Origin of the sequence: Flagellimonas algarum (assembly GCF_040513375.1) — a bacterium.
GTDB lineage: Bacteria > Bacteroidota > Bacteroidia > Flavobacteriales > Flavobacteriaceae > Flagellimonas_B > Flagellimonas_B algarum.
Genome location: NZ_JBEVTG010000003.1, coordinates 286,299 through 301,281, shown reverse-complemented (window position 1 = coordinate 301,281; position 14,983 = coordinate 286,299). Strand labels below are relative to the sequence as shown.

Sequence of the window (14,983 nt, the reverse complement as noted above, 5' to 3'; positions counted from 1 at the left end):
TTCAATCATTCATAAAACTGGTGGCCGCGTTCCGTTTATAAACGAAAACCCGCTGTGAACCGAATGCCTTGGCCGTTTTAAATTCAAAAGCATCGATCTCACCGGATCCCACCTTGTTTCCATTGAAGAAGTAGGTCGTTTCCTCGATCTGTAAATCGAAGGTGTCGGTATCCTTGATGATCAGCGCATTTTCAAACCGATATGCATGAGGGTCTTTCCCTCCTTCAAAATGTAGGATGCCGGTCTTGGCATCGTAACGGACCAAATCGCTTTGATTGAAGTCGATCCACAGACTTCGGCGCAAGAGATTACACTCCGTACGCACTTCATAGTTATCGGTGATGGCGAACATATGCTGTCGCACCAATTGCAATACCGTAAAACAGGCCCCCACGACCAAAGTGGTCAGCAAAAGGACCACTAGCATTTCACCTAGCGTAAAAGCCTGTATTTTAGTAGTTCGTCGCATCAAAGGAAGTTAAAAGGATTTGTGCCGCACCGTTTTCATGGGAAGCCTGATAGACCGTCTCTCCGGCCTGACCTTGCCTCACTTCCACTTGCCACGCCCCAACGGTTTCGACATATGGTAAAGGCAATTGTCCTTGGGCATGACGATATTGCAATTGGTGTAAAGTCTCGCGTATGGCCCGGTCATGCTGTGAAATGCTGTTCAAGAACACTGAATTCATAACCATACTGGCCATCATGAACAGCAGTACCAAAAGTACCGTTGCCGCCAAGGTTTCCATGAGAGAGGACGCTTTTATTTTCTTCAATACAACCATTTCACTACGGTATTGGGTTGTGGGGCACCGACATCCAATCCACCGTACGCTTCCGGAAGACGGCTGCTGTCGATGATGCCGTTGAATAAATGGTTTTGATAACTATTGCCGTTTTCCATAGCGATGAAGCCCGAGGTCGTGACGCTGCCCCAAACGGTTCCCTTTAATTCCAAGCGGTGGGTGCAATAGATCTCTCCCTGTACCAGGGTGTTTTCGTGAATTTTTATATTGGCCTTATAGGATGGGGTATCACCAAAACCTTCAAACAGGACCATACCGCGCACATCGGCCCCCGTCTTCAGTTCGATGTCAGGAGCCATGGTGTTCTCAGGCCCCTTGTTCCGATGGGTCACTTGTAAGACGGTCGGATATTGCAAACGGACTTTTTCACCCACCACGATAGACCTTGATGCGAACGCTTGGAAGTTACCTACGGTGCCTGGATCGATAACGATCTTCGGTGCGATCAAAATGAGGTCATTCAATTTCGCACTGGCACGGACCCGAATTTCACGATCGGCCTTGATGACGATATGGCCCGATAGCTGTACGTCATCCAGGACCAAGCTTCCCCCTTCTATCAATTGCGGTGGTGCTGAAAAACTTCGTATGACTTGGAGTCCTTGTCGTAGTTTCAGCGTTCCTTTTTCAAATGGTAGGGAAGCCAAGTCGCCCCAAACTTGGTCCAACCGTTCGGTTTTCGGTAAACGTGTTGCACTGGGCGAAATGGTTCCGTATACCAATTGCCTGCCACGGTACCCCTTACCGGCGATATTTCCGGGTTTCACCCCACGTTGGGGCAATAAGGCATTGCCGACGATTTGGGCATCACCCACCACCACTAACGGACGTTGGCGCTCTTGAAGGTACAGCGCAGGGCGTGCTTTGTCTTTACGCCCCGCGAACGCCACTTTGACGAAGTCCATCTTTCCTTTACGGGCGGAAACCTTGATCAAAGGCAATAGCCCCCAGTAAGAAGTCTCTTGACTGATCTCCATCCCTCCTTCTTCAGGCCCGAGGGTATGGGTTTGTCGGCCGGGCACGAAGGGTTTCGAGAGTGATTGCTGCATGTTGCGATCGCAGCTTTGGATCATCGAAACGGTGATATCGGTTTGGGTATTGAATATGCGATGGGCATGCGCGATCAATAGAAAGGCAAAAAGCAATACCGCAATTACGGCCCCAACGAATAGGACCAACTGCAACGAACCTGCTTTAACCTTACGAATTCCCACTATTGGCTTAGTTTGATCGTCTCATGATGTCCAGGGTATCGTACATGGATCGCGTTTTGGTCACCGCGGAGTAGCTTGACCCCATCAATGGTCTGATGGCGTTGCATGAGATGCTGTTTTCCTTCAATGCTGACGAAAAACATACGGTTCGATTGTTCAGTGGCAGCAACCGAACCGGAATAGATAATCCTTTTCTTGGGCCAATCAGCTTGTTTTTTAGAAACCTGGGTGGACTTCGCAGGGGTTGCTTTCGATAGGGTACCCAAAAAAGGATCGCGGTAATCGGTCGCAATGACGAGGGGTTCCCGCTTGGTCTTGGTCGCTTCGGTCAATATAGGCCTTTCAGTGTTAAGGGGCAGGTTGGGTTCCTTTGGTCCGAGACCATTGACGACCTTATATCCGAGTAATCCCCAAATCGCAATGACAAGGGCCAACAATAGGTATGTTTTTCCATGCTTTTTCATCCTCTATCAATTGCCGGTCGCTACGGTGAAGGAGGCTGTTGAAAAGCCGGTCGCGAAGTCACTGTTCTGGGCCTGTACCCGCCATTGGTAGGTATTGTCCGTTAAGTTGCGGATCAACCGGTTACCGACAAAGGTCGAATCGACGACGACGATCGTATCGAGTACGAATTGCGTGGCATTTTCAAAATTTGGGGTCGCGATCTGCACCAAATAGGCATCGGCTTCGGCTACGCCGTCCCAATTGAAACTGACGGAGCTGGTCGTCAAGGTACTTTCATTGGTCGGCGCCAAAAGGGTCACCTGTTCTTCGGATATATCGGTTACCTCAAAAATTTCCTCACAAGCCGTTAGGGTCGCAAGAAAAAACAAACCGGTCAGTGCTTTTCGTAACATGATCAAAATTTTAAAGAATTCCGTCTTTCCTCAAGCTTATAGGCCTTTTTTACGGTGCCCTTCGGACAACCATGGCCATTGGGTCGAAGTAAGGCGATGGCCGTACGGCCTTTACCGTTGTCCTTCCAGCAAAATCCGGAAGTCCCATAATCAAAGGGTTGAAGCTGTCGGATGGAAACGGCCAATAGGCCTTCATCGGATGGTATCCCCAATACCAATCCGCCGTCTATTTCCATCAATTGTACGTATTCGGCCTGCGCGAACTGCGTGCTTGATTCCGATGAGGGTACAAAGTCCATTGCGGTTAACATCCGTATTTCCGGCGCATCCCGCAAATAGGCCAACAAAGAGGCATTTGATGGGGTATTCAAGGTTTCGCGCAACCCGATCACATCCTCGATTTCCAAGTGATAATATCCGATGGGTACCTCACCTTGGTTAGCAGTGGTATCCATAACTTTCGTATAGGCCTGATAGGTTGCTGTCGTAAACGCACGGTATTTCAATGAAAGCCTTATCGGGTGCTGTAGCCGGGGTTTTCCGACCGATCGGAACCCCTTGCTGAACATGCCATTTTCAAAGTAACCTACCGCCCCTAACTGGGGAAGGTCCGAATCAATGGTCTTCAGTTGGCGTAATGGGGTACACGAGACCAAAACCAAGGTCAAGAGGAATATGCTGTAACGGTAATTCATAGTCAGTTAACGGATTTTTATTAACGTGGATTTTCAACAAGTGTTGTCCTATTTTCGACGAATGGCAACCTATCGATCACCGTTTTAGGGCAAAATGGCCTGAAAACACCTTTCCATTATCGTATTCATAGCGAAACCAATAGTCTGAGGCCGGCATCTGCCTACCGGCGTAATTGCCGTCCCAGCCTGCACCTTCAACATCCAATTGGCGTAATAGTTTGCCATAGCGATCGTAGATGAATAAACGGGCCGCAGACGATCCTTCGGCTCCGATGATATTCCAAAAATCATTGTTGCCATCATTGTTGGGTGTGAAAAACCTCGGATAGCCCATGGCGACGACATCTTGTACCAAAATGCGACAACCTAAGGGATCCCGTACATAAACCGTGTATTCGCCGGGGAAAACCGCGAACACATTGTCCAATTGGTAGGTCGACCCATCGATCGAATATTCAAAATCCCCGATTCCGACCGCGTTCACGGTCAGGATCACCTCATCGGACAAACCGCCCGTGCTTACCGTAAAACGTTCGGGCGCTCCGGACGAAAGCACTTCAAACCCTTCGGTATAGCTACAACTTAAACCATTTGTGGATTCACTTACGGTCAAGGTGTACGTTCCGATGGTCGTTATGGAAACTACATGATCGGAACTGATGATAACACCATCGGCATCACGCCATTCATAGGTCTCAAAAACCCCCGGATCGATCTCCAATTCAGGAGCATCCGGACAGATGACATAGGTCGTTTCCAAAGCAGGCTTTGGCAAGGGGTTGATGAAAAGCGCAAAAGGAACGACCGCATAGCAAAAATCGGCCTCCTTCTGTGTCACCCGCGCCCAAAGCGTCTCCGAGGCAGCCGTGTTCCGATAGCTGGATTTCGGTAAGGGGTCGCTATTGTTTAGCGCATCCAATTCGGTGGCATGGTAGCTGACCGACAGCTTAGCCGGGTGCTGTCCCTGCAACAGTTCGGGATCTTTTTCAGATAGATCGAAGGTAAAGCTTCCCGTTCCCGCCTCATCGCAAACAACGATATCGGAGGGTGTAAAGGCCTCAGGCGTATTGAAGACTTGGAGTTCGAAAGTGCCCCATACAAAACATTCGGAACGGGCCGTATTGGCGATTCGCACGTAAATCGGCTGTCGTTCTTGTTGGTTGGTGTAGTCATCGGGAAGGGCATTTTGGTCGGATTCCGCATCGGCTTGGCTCTCGAAAAAGGAAATGCTGACATCCCCTCGTCCTCCCGAGAGGTCTTGCCGCTTTTCCGAAAGGTCGAAAAGGAAACGGCCGTCATTATCGTCATCACAAACTTGCCAATCGGGCAATTCGGGCAATTCGGGAATGCTAAAGGCGCGGACCTGGAAAAAGGTCGTTGCGAAGCAATCCGCATTGTTGCTATTGGTGACCCGCACATGTATGGTCTCCCCACTGCTGGAAGCGACATATTCCGCATTAGGTATGGCATTGGTGTTCCTTTCGGCATCGTTCATCGAAAGGTGGTAACTTACCATGACCCGGGAGGGGTCCTGAGCCCCGAGGATTTCGCCTTCGACTTCGGTCAAATCAAACATTTCTTGACCATCATTGTCGACATCACATCGTTCGATATCGGGCGGTGGGTGGGCGATAACTTGATCGATGACCTCCAGCCGCAGCTCCCCGGTTTCATAACATTCCGGATGCATAGGGTTCTGCATGCGAAATACGAGTGTCTCCACCGAAAGGGCATTTTCGTAGAAGTCGCCCAACGCATTGGTATCGGCATCGGCATCGGCCTGCGAAGGGTGGAAAGACACTTCGGAACGTCGTGGTATTTCATTGGCCAAAAGCAGTTCGCGCATTTCAGTCAAATCAAAGGTAAAGCGGCCAACACTATTGTCATCGCAGACGACCAGCCTGTCGGGTATGGCACTTGGTATGGGCAGTTCTTTGATCAACACCTCAAAACTGGAGGTATCGTAACAGCGGTTGTTCGCTATCGAACTGATTCGGGCGACTATCGTTGTGGTGCCATAACCAAAGGGCTGATCGGTCACCAAAGGGTTCGTAAAAGCGTCGGCATCGGCCTGGGAACCGAAATAATCGACCCGGAACCGAGAAGGATCCTGTGACCCAAGTACCTCAACATCTTTGGAAGCCAAATCCAAAGGAAATACCGGGGTATGGGAACACACTTCAACGGAAGATGCCGTTTGGGCCACCGGTACTTCCGAAATCGTGACTTGGGAGGTTTCCGTAGTGGTTTCGGTCGGGGTGCTGATCTCTACGGTAACCGTATAGGTACCCGGGGCGGTATAAACATGGATGGGATCTGCACCCGTGGCCGTTGTACCATCCCCGAAATCCCAGTTGATCGTGGCTGCCGCATCGGAAAGCTCGATGCGAAATTGGGTGGTTTCCCCAAAACAGAGGTTTTCGGCTTCAATCCTACCTACAAAGAAAAAGGATTGTATAAATGGCGGCAGCCCCAATTGGCTCAGTCGCCCTCCTAAAAAAAGCGATTGGTGGCGTAGATCGCAAGCAGGACCCAATGCTTCGGGGTCATCGATGACACTGAGGTATTCCCCGAAAAAGTGAGCGATATAGATCTTGCCGTCGATTCCCAATTGCATGGCCCCGAATTCCGGCTGATCGGGATCTTGGGCAAGAAGTAAGATCGGATCTGCCGTCGGATTTTCGGTATCGAATTGGTAAATCGTGTCCCCGAAATCGGTAAGGTATAGCAAGCGGCCCGAGGGGGAGAATTCGACCCCATAGGGTTTGGGGACCGTGTTGGTGCTAAATACGTTTCGCGCATTCGAAAAGACCCCGGTATTGGCGTCGAAGTCGAGCCATTCAAAAATACCATCGACATAGGAGATGGCCGCCTTGGTGCCGTCAGGGGAGAATTTGAAGGTGCCGGCACTGGTATTACTGAGGTCATCGAAGGGGGTGAGGTCGTAGCCCAAAGTGCTGATGACCGGTGTGGTGTCGACCCCGCCCGGGCCGACCCTGTAGGCATAGTACGAACGTCGGAGATCGCGGGCAACTACCCAGTAGTCAATGCCATTGGCGTGTTGTACGGCGGTGAGCTTTTCAGTGGCCGGGATCACGAGAGGCGTGTTCTTGGTGGTAACGTCACCCAAACCGCCGTCCAACCCCAGATCGACCACGGAAAAATGCGTGCCCAGATTGAAACCGATACAACCGGCGGAAAAAACGTAGAAGATCCCTACCTGGCCCGGGGCCGGCACGATAATGCCCGAATTGGTGGCGGAAGCACAACCGAAGAGATCCTCCCCGTTGGGCATGACGTCATGGTTGCGGTTCCAGACCGTGCTGCCATCCGTATAAAAAAGCAGGTTGCCCGAGGGGTCGGCTATGGTCGCGGAACCTTCAACGGTGATCACTTCCCCATCGAATAGGGGTACGGGTGTTCCTGATCGAAAATCGAGCCCGGCATTGTTGCCGAAATACCAAATCGATGCCTCCAATTGGGCATGCCCCTGACCAAAAGCCAGCAGTAAACACGCGATATAAGGTAATCGTAACTTCAAGGGCATCAAGGTCGGTGTTTGTTGATTCAAAATATGCTAGCCCCTATCCAATCGAACGAGGGCGAAGAGAAAGGCCTGTTACTAGGATTCTTAGGTAGTGGTTGGTGCAAGAAGGGCAACCCCGCTTTGGAAGTTGTGGGGTAGCCCTTACTATTTCAATTTGTAAGAAAAATATTTACCTGCTCTTTTCGAACTATAACCGAACTTTAATTTACTACCCTAATTACTAATTTAATGTTTGTTTTTTATGCAGTAAAACTGTTAAGTTCCAACGTTCTCTCGGTTCAAATTCCTTTATTCGTAAAATTGATAATAAATATTAATTTTCTACCCTTATATGCCCATTGGGTCCAATTGTCAATTTTGATTCTTCAGAACTCATAATTGTAAATTGACCATTCTCTTGTAATTTTTTTTCAGTTTTAACTATTTGAAAAAAAGTCTCATCAACAAAAAGGGATCGAATCTCCGTTTTGAAATCAGCATCTCCTAGATTGGATGCGATTATCCTAAAATCAACTATTGAATCTTTTTGTTTGTTTATTGAAACCAAAATAATGTTCGAATAATAATCGTAATTTCCAAATACGGTGATTAAATCGTAAACGTCGTTACTGTAGACTTGACTATATGCTATTAACTTATAATAATTATCTTTTTTCAGTATTAAATGGCTTATACGTTCATCAATACGGTAATTTTCCAAGCTCTCATTTGATAAATTTTTCAAGTCGCTTACCAAAGGTTCTGCCTCGAAATCAAAAACTCTGATAATCTGATCATCTTTAAAAAAACTTCTTTTCTTACCATTACCTTTAGCTTCTAAATGGCTTCCCCCTTCCTCAGCTTGGCCAGTTCTATCTATTTTAGCCTCCGGTCGAATTTTTTGAGAATTCTCATTTTTCCCATTACCACCACATGAAATTATAGCAACTGAAAATATTAAAACAAAGATTCGTTTCATTTTGTCGGTGTTGAATTAGTCGACATCAACGTGATAGTGATTGTTATGAACTGTACCACCATTCCGTATTGTTATCGAACCACTGTTACTTAAATTATTTACGGCATTTGGTCCAACCAAAAATCTTGTAAATCCATTATTGCCTAAAGCATTGACCAACAATTGGGTGTTTTCCGCGCTGTAACTCGAATTATTAACCGTCGTACCGCCAGGTAAACCGCCATTTGCACCTACAAGTCTTAGATCAAATGCACCATTGTTCCCATGATGTGTAGCAGTTGAATTTATGTTTGTTCTGCCGTTTGTTGGTGATCTCATATCTCCGATTTGAACTGGATTTGTAGAATTATCAATCAAAGAGGTTTCATTGAACTCAGTAATACTATTTATCATATTGGCTACATTATTAGGTGTTCCAAATTGGTCTTCAACAGCTCCAGATACATCATTCCTGTTGTAATAACCATAGACAGTGTATCCATCGATTTCAAAAGTTCCAGAAGTATTCGGGCCAGTCTGTTCTGTTCCGCTGCTAGGTAACTCTACTACACCGTTCTCATTTGCCTGAAATTGTTGTACCGTTCCATCCGGTCCTCCAACATTAAGTGTTTCAACGGTACCTGTAAAAGGTATTGCCCTTGGTTCGTTTGTCACCCACGCAGCAACGGGAGAAGATCCGGCAGGTGCAACTCCAACCGCTCCTTGAGGTTGAGGTCCAAATTGTTGAGGTCCATAATCATATCCTTGATATTGCCAACCATTTTCTGTATCAACCCATTCAAGACCTTCCAGCTCAAAACCATCTATTACCCTATTCTCCGCAAAATTATAAGGCGATTGATAGCTATAACTTTCCGATAAAGGATCAACTTGCCAAAACCGCCCTGTTGACGGATCATGCATTCTATATTTAAATTCAAAAATGCTTAAGCCCAATTCGTCGGTCAATTCTTGTCCTTGGAATTTCCACTTTTCTGCAAAATCATTACCAAGAGAGTTTGAGCCACCATTATTATAACCACTATGGTTTAAACCGAATGGATAATAGTTCTTTTCTTCTACTATTTCAAGTACGCCATCATTGTCAAGATAAGAAAGTCTGATGTTCCCCAACTGGTCCTTAAACTGATAAACATAATCAAAAACCGAGGCCTCAGACGTTATGTATCCTTCTGGGTGTCCAAAAAATTGTAACTGTTCGTTACCTGTAGGACCAGAATAAACAAAACTTCCCGCATACAAAGTGGTATTCCCAGCAGAACTCTTCATTATTTTGGTTCCATTTGCATCATAAATATACGATATCGTTCCATTATGGTCTACATTGCTAACAACGATCTCCATTGGAAGATTTAAATAGTTGTATTCTATATTTGTAATTCCTCTATTTAAGTCAGAAGTAATATTTCCGTTTACATCATAACCAAATTCGATAGTTGTGTTTGCACGATCCACAAATCCATAATCTTCGCCTATGGCGTTTTGGTCATCGACTGCCAACAACTGATTTCCATTATCATAGCTATAGGCCAAGTCATCCATCACCCCAAAGACTGAACTGCTCGGATTTTCCGACAACTGTCCTTGCCTGGTTAGGCTTAAAATGTTGCCGTTTTTATCATAGCTGATGTTGTTCACGTTGTAGTGCCCGGTATCGTCTATGGCCGTCTTGATACGATTCAAGGCATCATAGGTATAGGTGTATCGGGAACTTACCGGATTGCCCGGGGTACCGGGATTTACCGATTTCGAAGCCCAAAGGGTCTCGCTGATGTTGCCGTTAAACAATTTTTTACTTGTATCGGCAATGTCATTGTACTTGATCCGGAATCCCCAAAGGTCGTCGCTATTCAAGGTCAAAGCATTGTCGTAAGGGCTGGCGTCATTGATCCCTTCCAACCATCCGCGGACGTTGTATTCGTAATCCACCGTCTGCAGACCACTACCGTTAGGGTCACCCCCTACCTGTTTGCTTTGTAATTGCCCCAAGGCATCGTAGCTGTTGGCAACGATCAACTCCTCGGCGCTGGTGGCAGGGCTGCCCGTTCCACCCCCACCTGGAGCGGCGTTGGGGTCGATACGCAAGGTAGCGGAACTTCCTCCCACCGACGGTCTGAGGATGACCACCTCCCCAGGGCCGGCCCTAAGGGTAATGCTTTCAATGGCGACCTGATCGGTATCGACGACCGGGTCGCCAATGATCGGATTGGTTTCGGCACCTCCTCCATCAACAACGCCGTCACAACTTTCACCCAAACTATCGTCACCGATACACTGGGTCTGGCTCAACAATCGGCCCACATGGTCGTAGGTAAAATTGTCTAAAGTCACCACATTGGTACTGCCGCGGGTATGGGCGGAACGGACCTTTAAGGGACGTCCCACATAATCTAATTTGGTAACTACTATATCAGTGGTATTTAAATAGTCGTTCCTGCTGTAGGTATAAATCGGCCGTGCTTTTTCATCATAGAACGTTGCAGTGGTAATCCAAGTGTTTGTAGTCAATACCTTGACTTTAGTACCTGTAGCGAGACCGTTTACATCGCTAATAGTCATTACATCAAAAGCCAAATGGGCATTAGTAGTACCCGCTAAATCAAAAGTATAGTCGTCATAATAGTTAATCATTAGGATTTCATCGATATTCGAAGTTGGATAGGCCCCATTGGTATAGCCCACCTCCATGGCATCGACCGAATAACTTCCCCTGCTCACCCAATGCTGTGCTATGGCATCCGCATTGGCTTGGACCGTTGAACGATCGGCAGTATCCGTATGCTTGCCGGTATAGGCTACCCGCCCAAAGGCATCGTACTTGGTAAACAACCATTCCCCGATCGCCCTTTGGTTGGCGTCTTGGGTCATAATCGGTTGATCCAATTTATTGTACACAACATATTCTTTATTCTTCCCCGGCAGTTGCTTTTCTACCATTCGATTGCGGTAGTCGTATACATAGCGGTATCCGAGATCCGCCATGCCCGACTGTAGGTCGTTTAGCGTGGCGGTAGTGGCATCCATTTTGGGGGGTAGTACAAAAGTCAGGTTGCCAAAATCATCATAGACGTAATAGGTTTCATGTGCAGCTCCTCCCTCATATGATCGCCTTAGAATTGTTCGTCCTTGAGTATCAATAAACTCTTCGGTACTATAGTCTTTGCTGGGGCCAACGTGGTCTTCAGTAAAGGTAATTGTCTTGAACAAACGACCGGCGGGATAATATTCTGTTGGATTTAGATTAAGTTCGGGGCTTTCTGTATTCCCACCTGGAAACTCCACTTCGAAAAAGCGTACTTCTGTAGTCTCGTTAGTTTCATAGTCAAACTCCATTTCATGGTCCGATCCCATAGCCCAGTCGTTACCAGCGGCGGCTTGTTTCTCCACCCTATCTAAAGGTGAATTATCGAAGGCTTTTAAGGAATAAGGATTTGTAGTATTCTCATATTTTGCTGTATTGTAATGGTTGTTGATACTGCTTTCTACGCCAGCTTTGGTCGCACCAAAGCTTGCCCCGGCATCCAAGGGTACCGGCAACCATTCTTGGGCCATACGCCCAAAACCATCATAGACCATATGGGTCACGATATCTTGCTTACTACCATTGATTTCAGGTGCTTGTTCCAGATTAATTTGTTGTACCGGTCGCCCAAGGTCATCGAAATAGGTCACGCTCTGAATAAGCTCTGCATCTTGTGTGAAAAAATTTGTAGCACTTCCCGATCGTTCGGTTTGATATGTTCTCTTGTAGATATAATTCGGTCCAAAATCCGTGCTGACCGGCACATTGCCGCAGGTGTTTTGATCATCGTTGGGGCAGAAATCGTTGTTGTTGTCGACCCATGGCCCGTCTAAGGTAGGCTGGTCGCATTGCAACAGGCTGGTATCAAAGGGATCCCCAAGTCCGTCTTCATCCACATCGCGGTACCAACGGGTGATGGTCACCAAGGGATCGGTATCATCACAGTCGGTCGAAACATATGGGCCAAAGGCGTAATCATCCGGATTGCCCAAGGCGATACCCGGGTTGACACAACTGGTCACAAAAGAATCGGCCAAGGGGTAATTGTCCCCATCCGCATCGATATACCAGGTCAAAGGTTCCCCTACGCTGTTATCGTTATCGTCGCAATCACCAAAAGCGGTCACCTCGGCCTGGGTGACATATATCGCGGTATCCGGGTTGGTGCAAGACTGTACCGTATTGATATAGAACCCATCGCGGTCTTTGTCCTCATAATAGGTCAGGGTATTGGTCACATCCACGGTTACGGTGGCGGTGTCGGTCTGGTTACAGTTGTTTCGGGCCTCGTAAATCACCGTGGCCTGCCCCACATAACTGCTGTTCCAGCTTACCGTGCCGTTTGAATCGATGGTTCCAGCCGCGCTTGGGCTGAGATCCCAACTAAAGGTCGTGGCGTTGGTTGCCGATCCGGTATAGGTCGAACTCGCGGTACCTTGACAAATCTGGGTGTCGCCCGAATCGATGGAGGTAGCACTAGGTCCGGTCGAACCGGTCAGCGTGACACTGGTCTGCTGCGAAACATTGCAATTGTCGGTTGCAAAAAGGGTGACGGTTATCGATTGGCCGGCGGCGATGGTGACCAAGGCATTGGTGCTGGTAAAGGAATCGACCCCGGTCCAATTTTGAACGCTGTTGGTATTCACTGGAAACAACTGCACCTGCCCAGGGCAAATATCCATAAACCCGCCTGCAGATGAACTGATCGCAATGGGATCCGATGATTGGGAACCGATGGTCCATTGGCTGGTCAAGGTCACATCGGCGCACACACCGTTCGAAGCCACGACCGAATAGGTGCCGGCAGTGATCGTTGAGTTGGTCCAGGTCAGTGCTCCCCCTGTTCCTGGCAAGGTCGCGATGCTGGTGGCGCCACGTCGTAATTCGTAGTCTACCCCACTTTGTGAATCGGATAGGGTGATGCTCCCGGAATTGCCCGAACAAAGCGCATTGGTTCCGGAAAGGGTATACGATGCATTCGGAGGTGCACTCACCGTTACGGTACGGGTAGCGGTATCCGAGACATTACAGTCGCTGATGGCCCGATAGGTCACCGTAGCTTGGCCGGTGTACCCGGCATTCCATTGTACGGTACCATTTTGATTGATGCTACCGGCCCCTGCAGGGGTCAAGGTCCATTCTTCAGTATCGAAATTGGAGGCTGAAGCATTGTAATCGGTGCTGGACGTGCCCTGGCAAACGGCCTGCAAGCCCGAGGTAATCGTTGCTCCACTTGGTGCCGCTTTGGCCGTTAAGGTGACCGATTCCGATTGGGACACATTGCAATTCGCCGTGGTGGCGTTCAAGGTGACCGTAATGCTTTGTCCAGCCGCTATGGTCACCAAGGCATTGGTCTGGTTCCAAGAATCGACCCCTTCCCAACTGAGAACGGTATTCGTATTCTGGGGAAAGAGTTGTATTTGGCCCGGACAAAGATCCGTGAAAGCGCCCGTAGAGGCACTGATTCCGATAGATCCGGCCGAGGTAGTGCCAATGGTCCATTGGCTGGTCAAGGTCACATCGGAACAGACCCCGTTAGAAGCCACCACCGAATAGGTGCCTGAGGTGATCGTTGAGTTGGTCCAAGTCAGGGCTCCCCCTGTTCCTGGTAAGGTCGCGATGCTGGTGGCACCACGTCGTAATTCGTAGTCTACCCCGCTTTGTGAATCGGATAGGGTGATGCTACCCGAAGTCCCCGAACAAAGGGCGTTGGTACCCGAAAGCGTATAGGACGTAATCGGTGGGGCACTGACGGTCACATTTCGATTCACCGTTCTGGAGTCACAGCTGTTGCTGGCCGTAACCGAAATCGTTGCCGTACCCGAAAACCCGCTGTTCCATGTTACGACCCCGGTACTTTGGTTAATGGTCGATCCCCCCGCGTTAGCGATGGACCAAGAATAGCTGGTCGCATTGGAAGCCGAGGCGTTGAAATCACTGGTGCCACTACCTTGGCATCTACTAGAAGTGCCTCCCGTAATCGAAAAGCTACCCACATCGGGCAAAGAACTGAGTGTTAAGGTCGGGCCCAGTACATCAGGACATTGGCTTAAGTTTTTAGAGGCCCGTACCCGATACGTTCCACTAGAGGAAACCGGACTAAAGGTAACGGCCGTATTGCTGCCGGTGACGGATTGAACAACCACATTGTTGCGTAATAGCTCATAGGTTACGTTAGACTGTCCAAAGTCTAAAGATAAGGTCACTGGCAGGCCGCTACAAATAGTGGTCGTACCGTTAGGGCTTGAATTTAAGGCCAAAGACCCCGTAGAAATAGCAGGCTCGACCACCACATTGCGAAAGGTCGAACTGCTGCTGTTATTGGGGCCGTTTGCGGTCACGTTTACGCGGGCGGTCCCCGAAAAACTGCTGCTCCAGGTAACCAGCCCCGTCGAACTATTGATAGTAGAACTTCCGGCGTTCGATAGGGACCACGTATAACTGGTCGCGTTACTGGCAGAGGCATTGTAATCGGACGTACCCCCACCTTGGCAACGCCCGGTCGGCCCTGAGGTAATGGTTACCGGCCCAACCACGGTTCCGCTGACCGTCACCGGTTTCGAAATGATCACGGCATTGTTCGTACTCGGGTTGAAACCGTTGTAGTTCACGATGGCATTGCCGACCGAAGTAAAGCGAATGGTCACGTTAGGCGTACCTTGCCCTGAGACGATGGTATAGGTCATACCCGTTCCGGCCACGGACCAGGTATTGCCCAAAAGTCCTGAAGAATTCGAAACGGTATAGTTTTCATTGACGTTGACATTGACCGATCCATCACCGAGAATGCTGAACTGGGCCTTTGCGGACAACGCCATGCTAAGGAACAAGACGAATGTAATGAACTGTGGTATGTTGATGCTGGTTTTTCTCATGACTGCAAG

Annotated in this window: 9 protein-coding genes; all 9 read right to left on the bottom strand. The window is 48.5% G+C overall.

The annotated features are described in order from the left end of the window. Position 1: 1 nt before the first annotated feature. Positions 2–469, bottom strand: coding sequence for a hypothetical protein (locus ABV409_RS15010; RefSeq protein WP_353878439.1), 468 nt, complete (start codon positions 467–469; stop codon positions 2–4). Continuing rightward, on the bottom strand, positions 453–776 hold the full coding sequence (locus ABV409_RS15005) for a hypothetical protein (RefSeq protein WP_353878438.1): 324 nt from the start codon (positions 774–776) through the stop codon (positions 453–455). Before ABV409_RS15005 ends, ABV409_RS15010 begins: the two co-directional genes overlap by 17 nt. Then, positions 773–2,020, bottom strand: a complete 1,248-nt coding sequence (locus ABV409_RS15000; RefSeq protein ID WP_353878437.1) for a hypothetical protein — start codon at positions 2,018–2,020, stop codon at positions 773–775. The genes ABV409_RS15005 and ABV409_RS15000 overlap by 4 nt, the downstream gene beginning before the upstream one ends. Then, the gene (locus ABV409_RS14995) at positions 2,020–2,484 is read right to left on the bottom strand and encodes a hypothetical protein (protein ID WP_353878436.1); all 465 of its coding nucleotides are present in this window, start codon (positions 2,482–2,484) and stop codon (positions 2,020–2,022) included. Before ABV409_RS14995 ends, ABV409_RS15000 begins: the two co-directional genes overlap by 1 nt. Positions 2,485–2,490: 6 nt before the next feature. Next, complete coding sequence (locus ABV409_RS14990) at positions 2,491–2,877, bottom strand: hypothetical protein (RefSeq protein WP_353878435.1); 387 nt, start codon at positions 2,875–2,877, stop codon at positions 2,491–2,493. A gap of 2 nt (positions 2,878–2,879) precedes the next feature. Beyond that, the gene (locus tag ABV409_RS14985; RefSeq protein ID WP_353878434.1) at positions 2,880–3,572 is read right to left on the bottom strand and encodes a hypothetical protein; all 693 of its coding nucleotides are present in this window, start codon (positions 3,570–3,572) and stop codon (positions 2,880–2,882) included. Positions 3,573–3,648: 76 nt separating this feature from the next. After that, on the bottom strand, positions 3,649–7,119 hold the full coding sequence (locus ABV409_RS14980) for a T9SS type B sorting domain-containing protein (RefSeq protein WP_353878433.1): 3,471 nt from the start codon (positions 7,117–7,119) through the stop codon (positions 3,649–3,651). Positions 7,120–7,432: 313 nt separating this feature from the next. Further along, positions 7,433–8,077 (bottom strand): hypothetical protein, encoded by a 645-nt coding sequence (locus tag ABV409_RS14975; RefSeq protein ID WP_353878432.1) that lies wholly within the window; start codon positions 8,075–8,077, stop codon positions 7,433–7,435. A 15-nt stretch (positions 8,078–8,092) separates the two neighbouring features. Next, complete coding sequence (locus ABV409_RS14970; protein WP_353878431.1) at positions 8,093–14,974, bottom strand: DUF6443 domain-containing protein; 6,882 nt, start codon at positions 14,972–14,974, stop codon at positions 8,093–8,095. Positions 14,975–14,983 lie beyond the last annotated feature (9 nt).

Excerpts from the sequence above, each read along its gene's own strand:
- ABV409_RS15010 (WP_353878439.1), bottom strand. The coding sequence starts at position 469 with ATGCGACGAACTACTAAAATACAGGCTTTTACGCTAGGTGAAATGCTA.
- ABV409_RS14995 (WP_353878436.1), bottom strand. The coding sequence starts at position 2,484 with ATGAAAAAGCATGGAAAAACATACCTATTGTTGGCCCTTGTCATTGCG.
- ABV409_RS14990 (WP_353878435.1), bottom strand. The coding sequence starts at position 2,877 with ATGTTACGAAAAGCACTGACCGGTTTGTTTTTTCTTGCGACCCTAACG.
- ABV409_RS14985 (WP_353878434.1), bottom strand. The coding sequence starts at position 3,572 with ATGAATTACCGTTACAGCATATTCCTCTTGACCTTGGTTTTGGTCTCG.
- ABV409_RS14980 (WP_353878433.1), bottom strand. The coding sequence starts at position 7,119 with ATGCCCTTGAAGTTACGATTACCTTATATCGCGTGTTTACTGCTGGCT.
- ABV409_RS14975 (WP_353878432.1), bottom strand. The coding sequence starts at position 8,077 with ATGAAACGAATCTTTGTTTTAATATTTTCAGTTGCTATAATTTCATGT.
- ABV409_RS14970 (WP_353878431.1), bottom strand. The coding sequence starts at position 14,974 with ATGAGAAAAACCAGCATCAACATACCACAGTTCATTACATTCGTCTTG.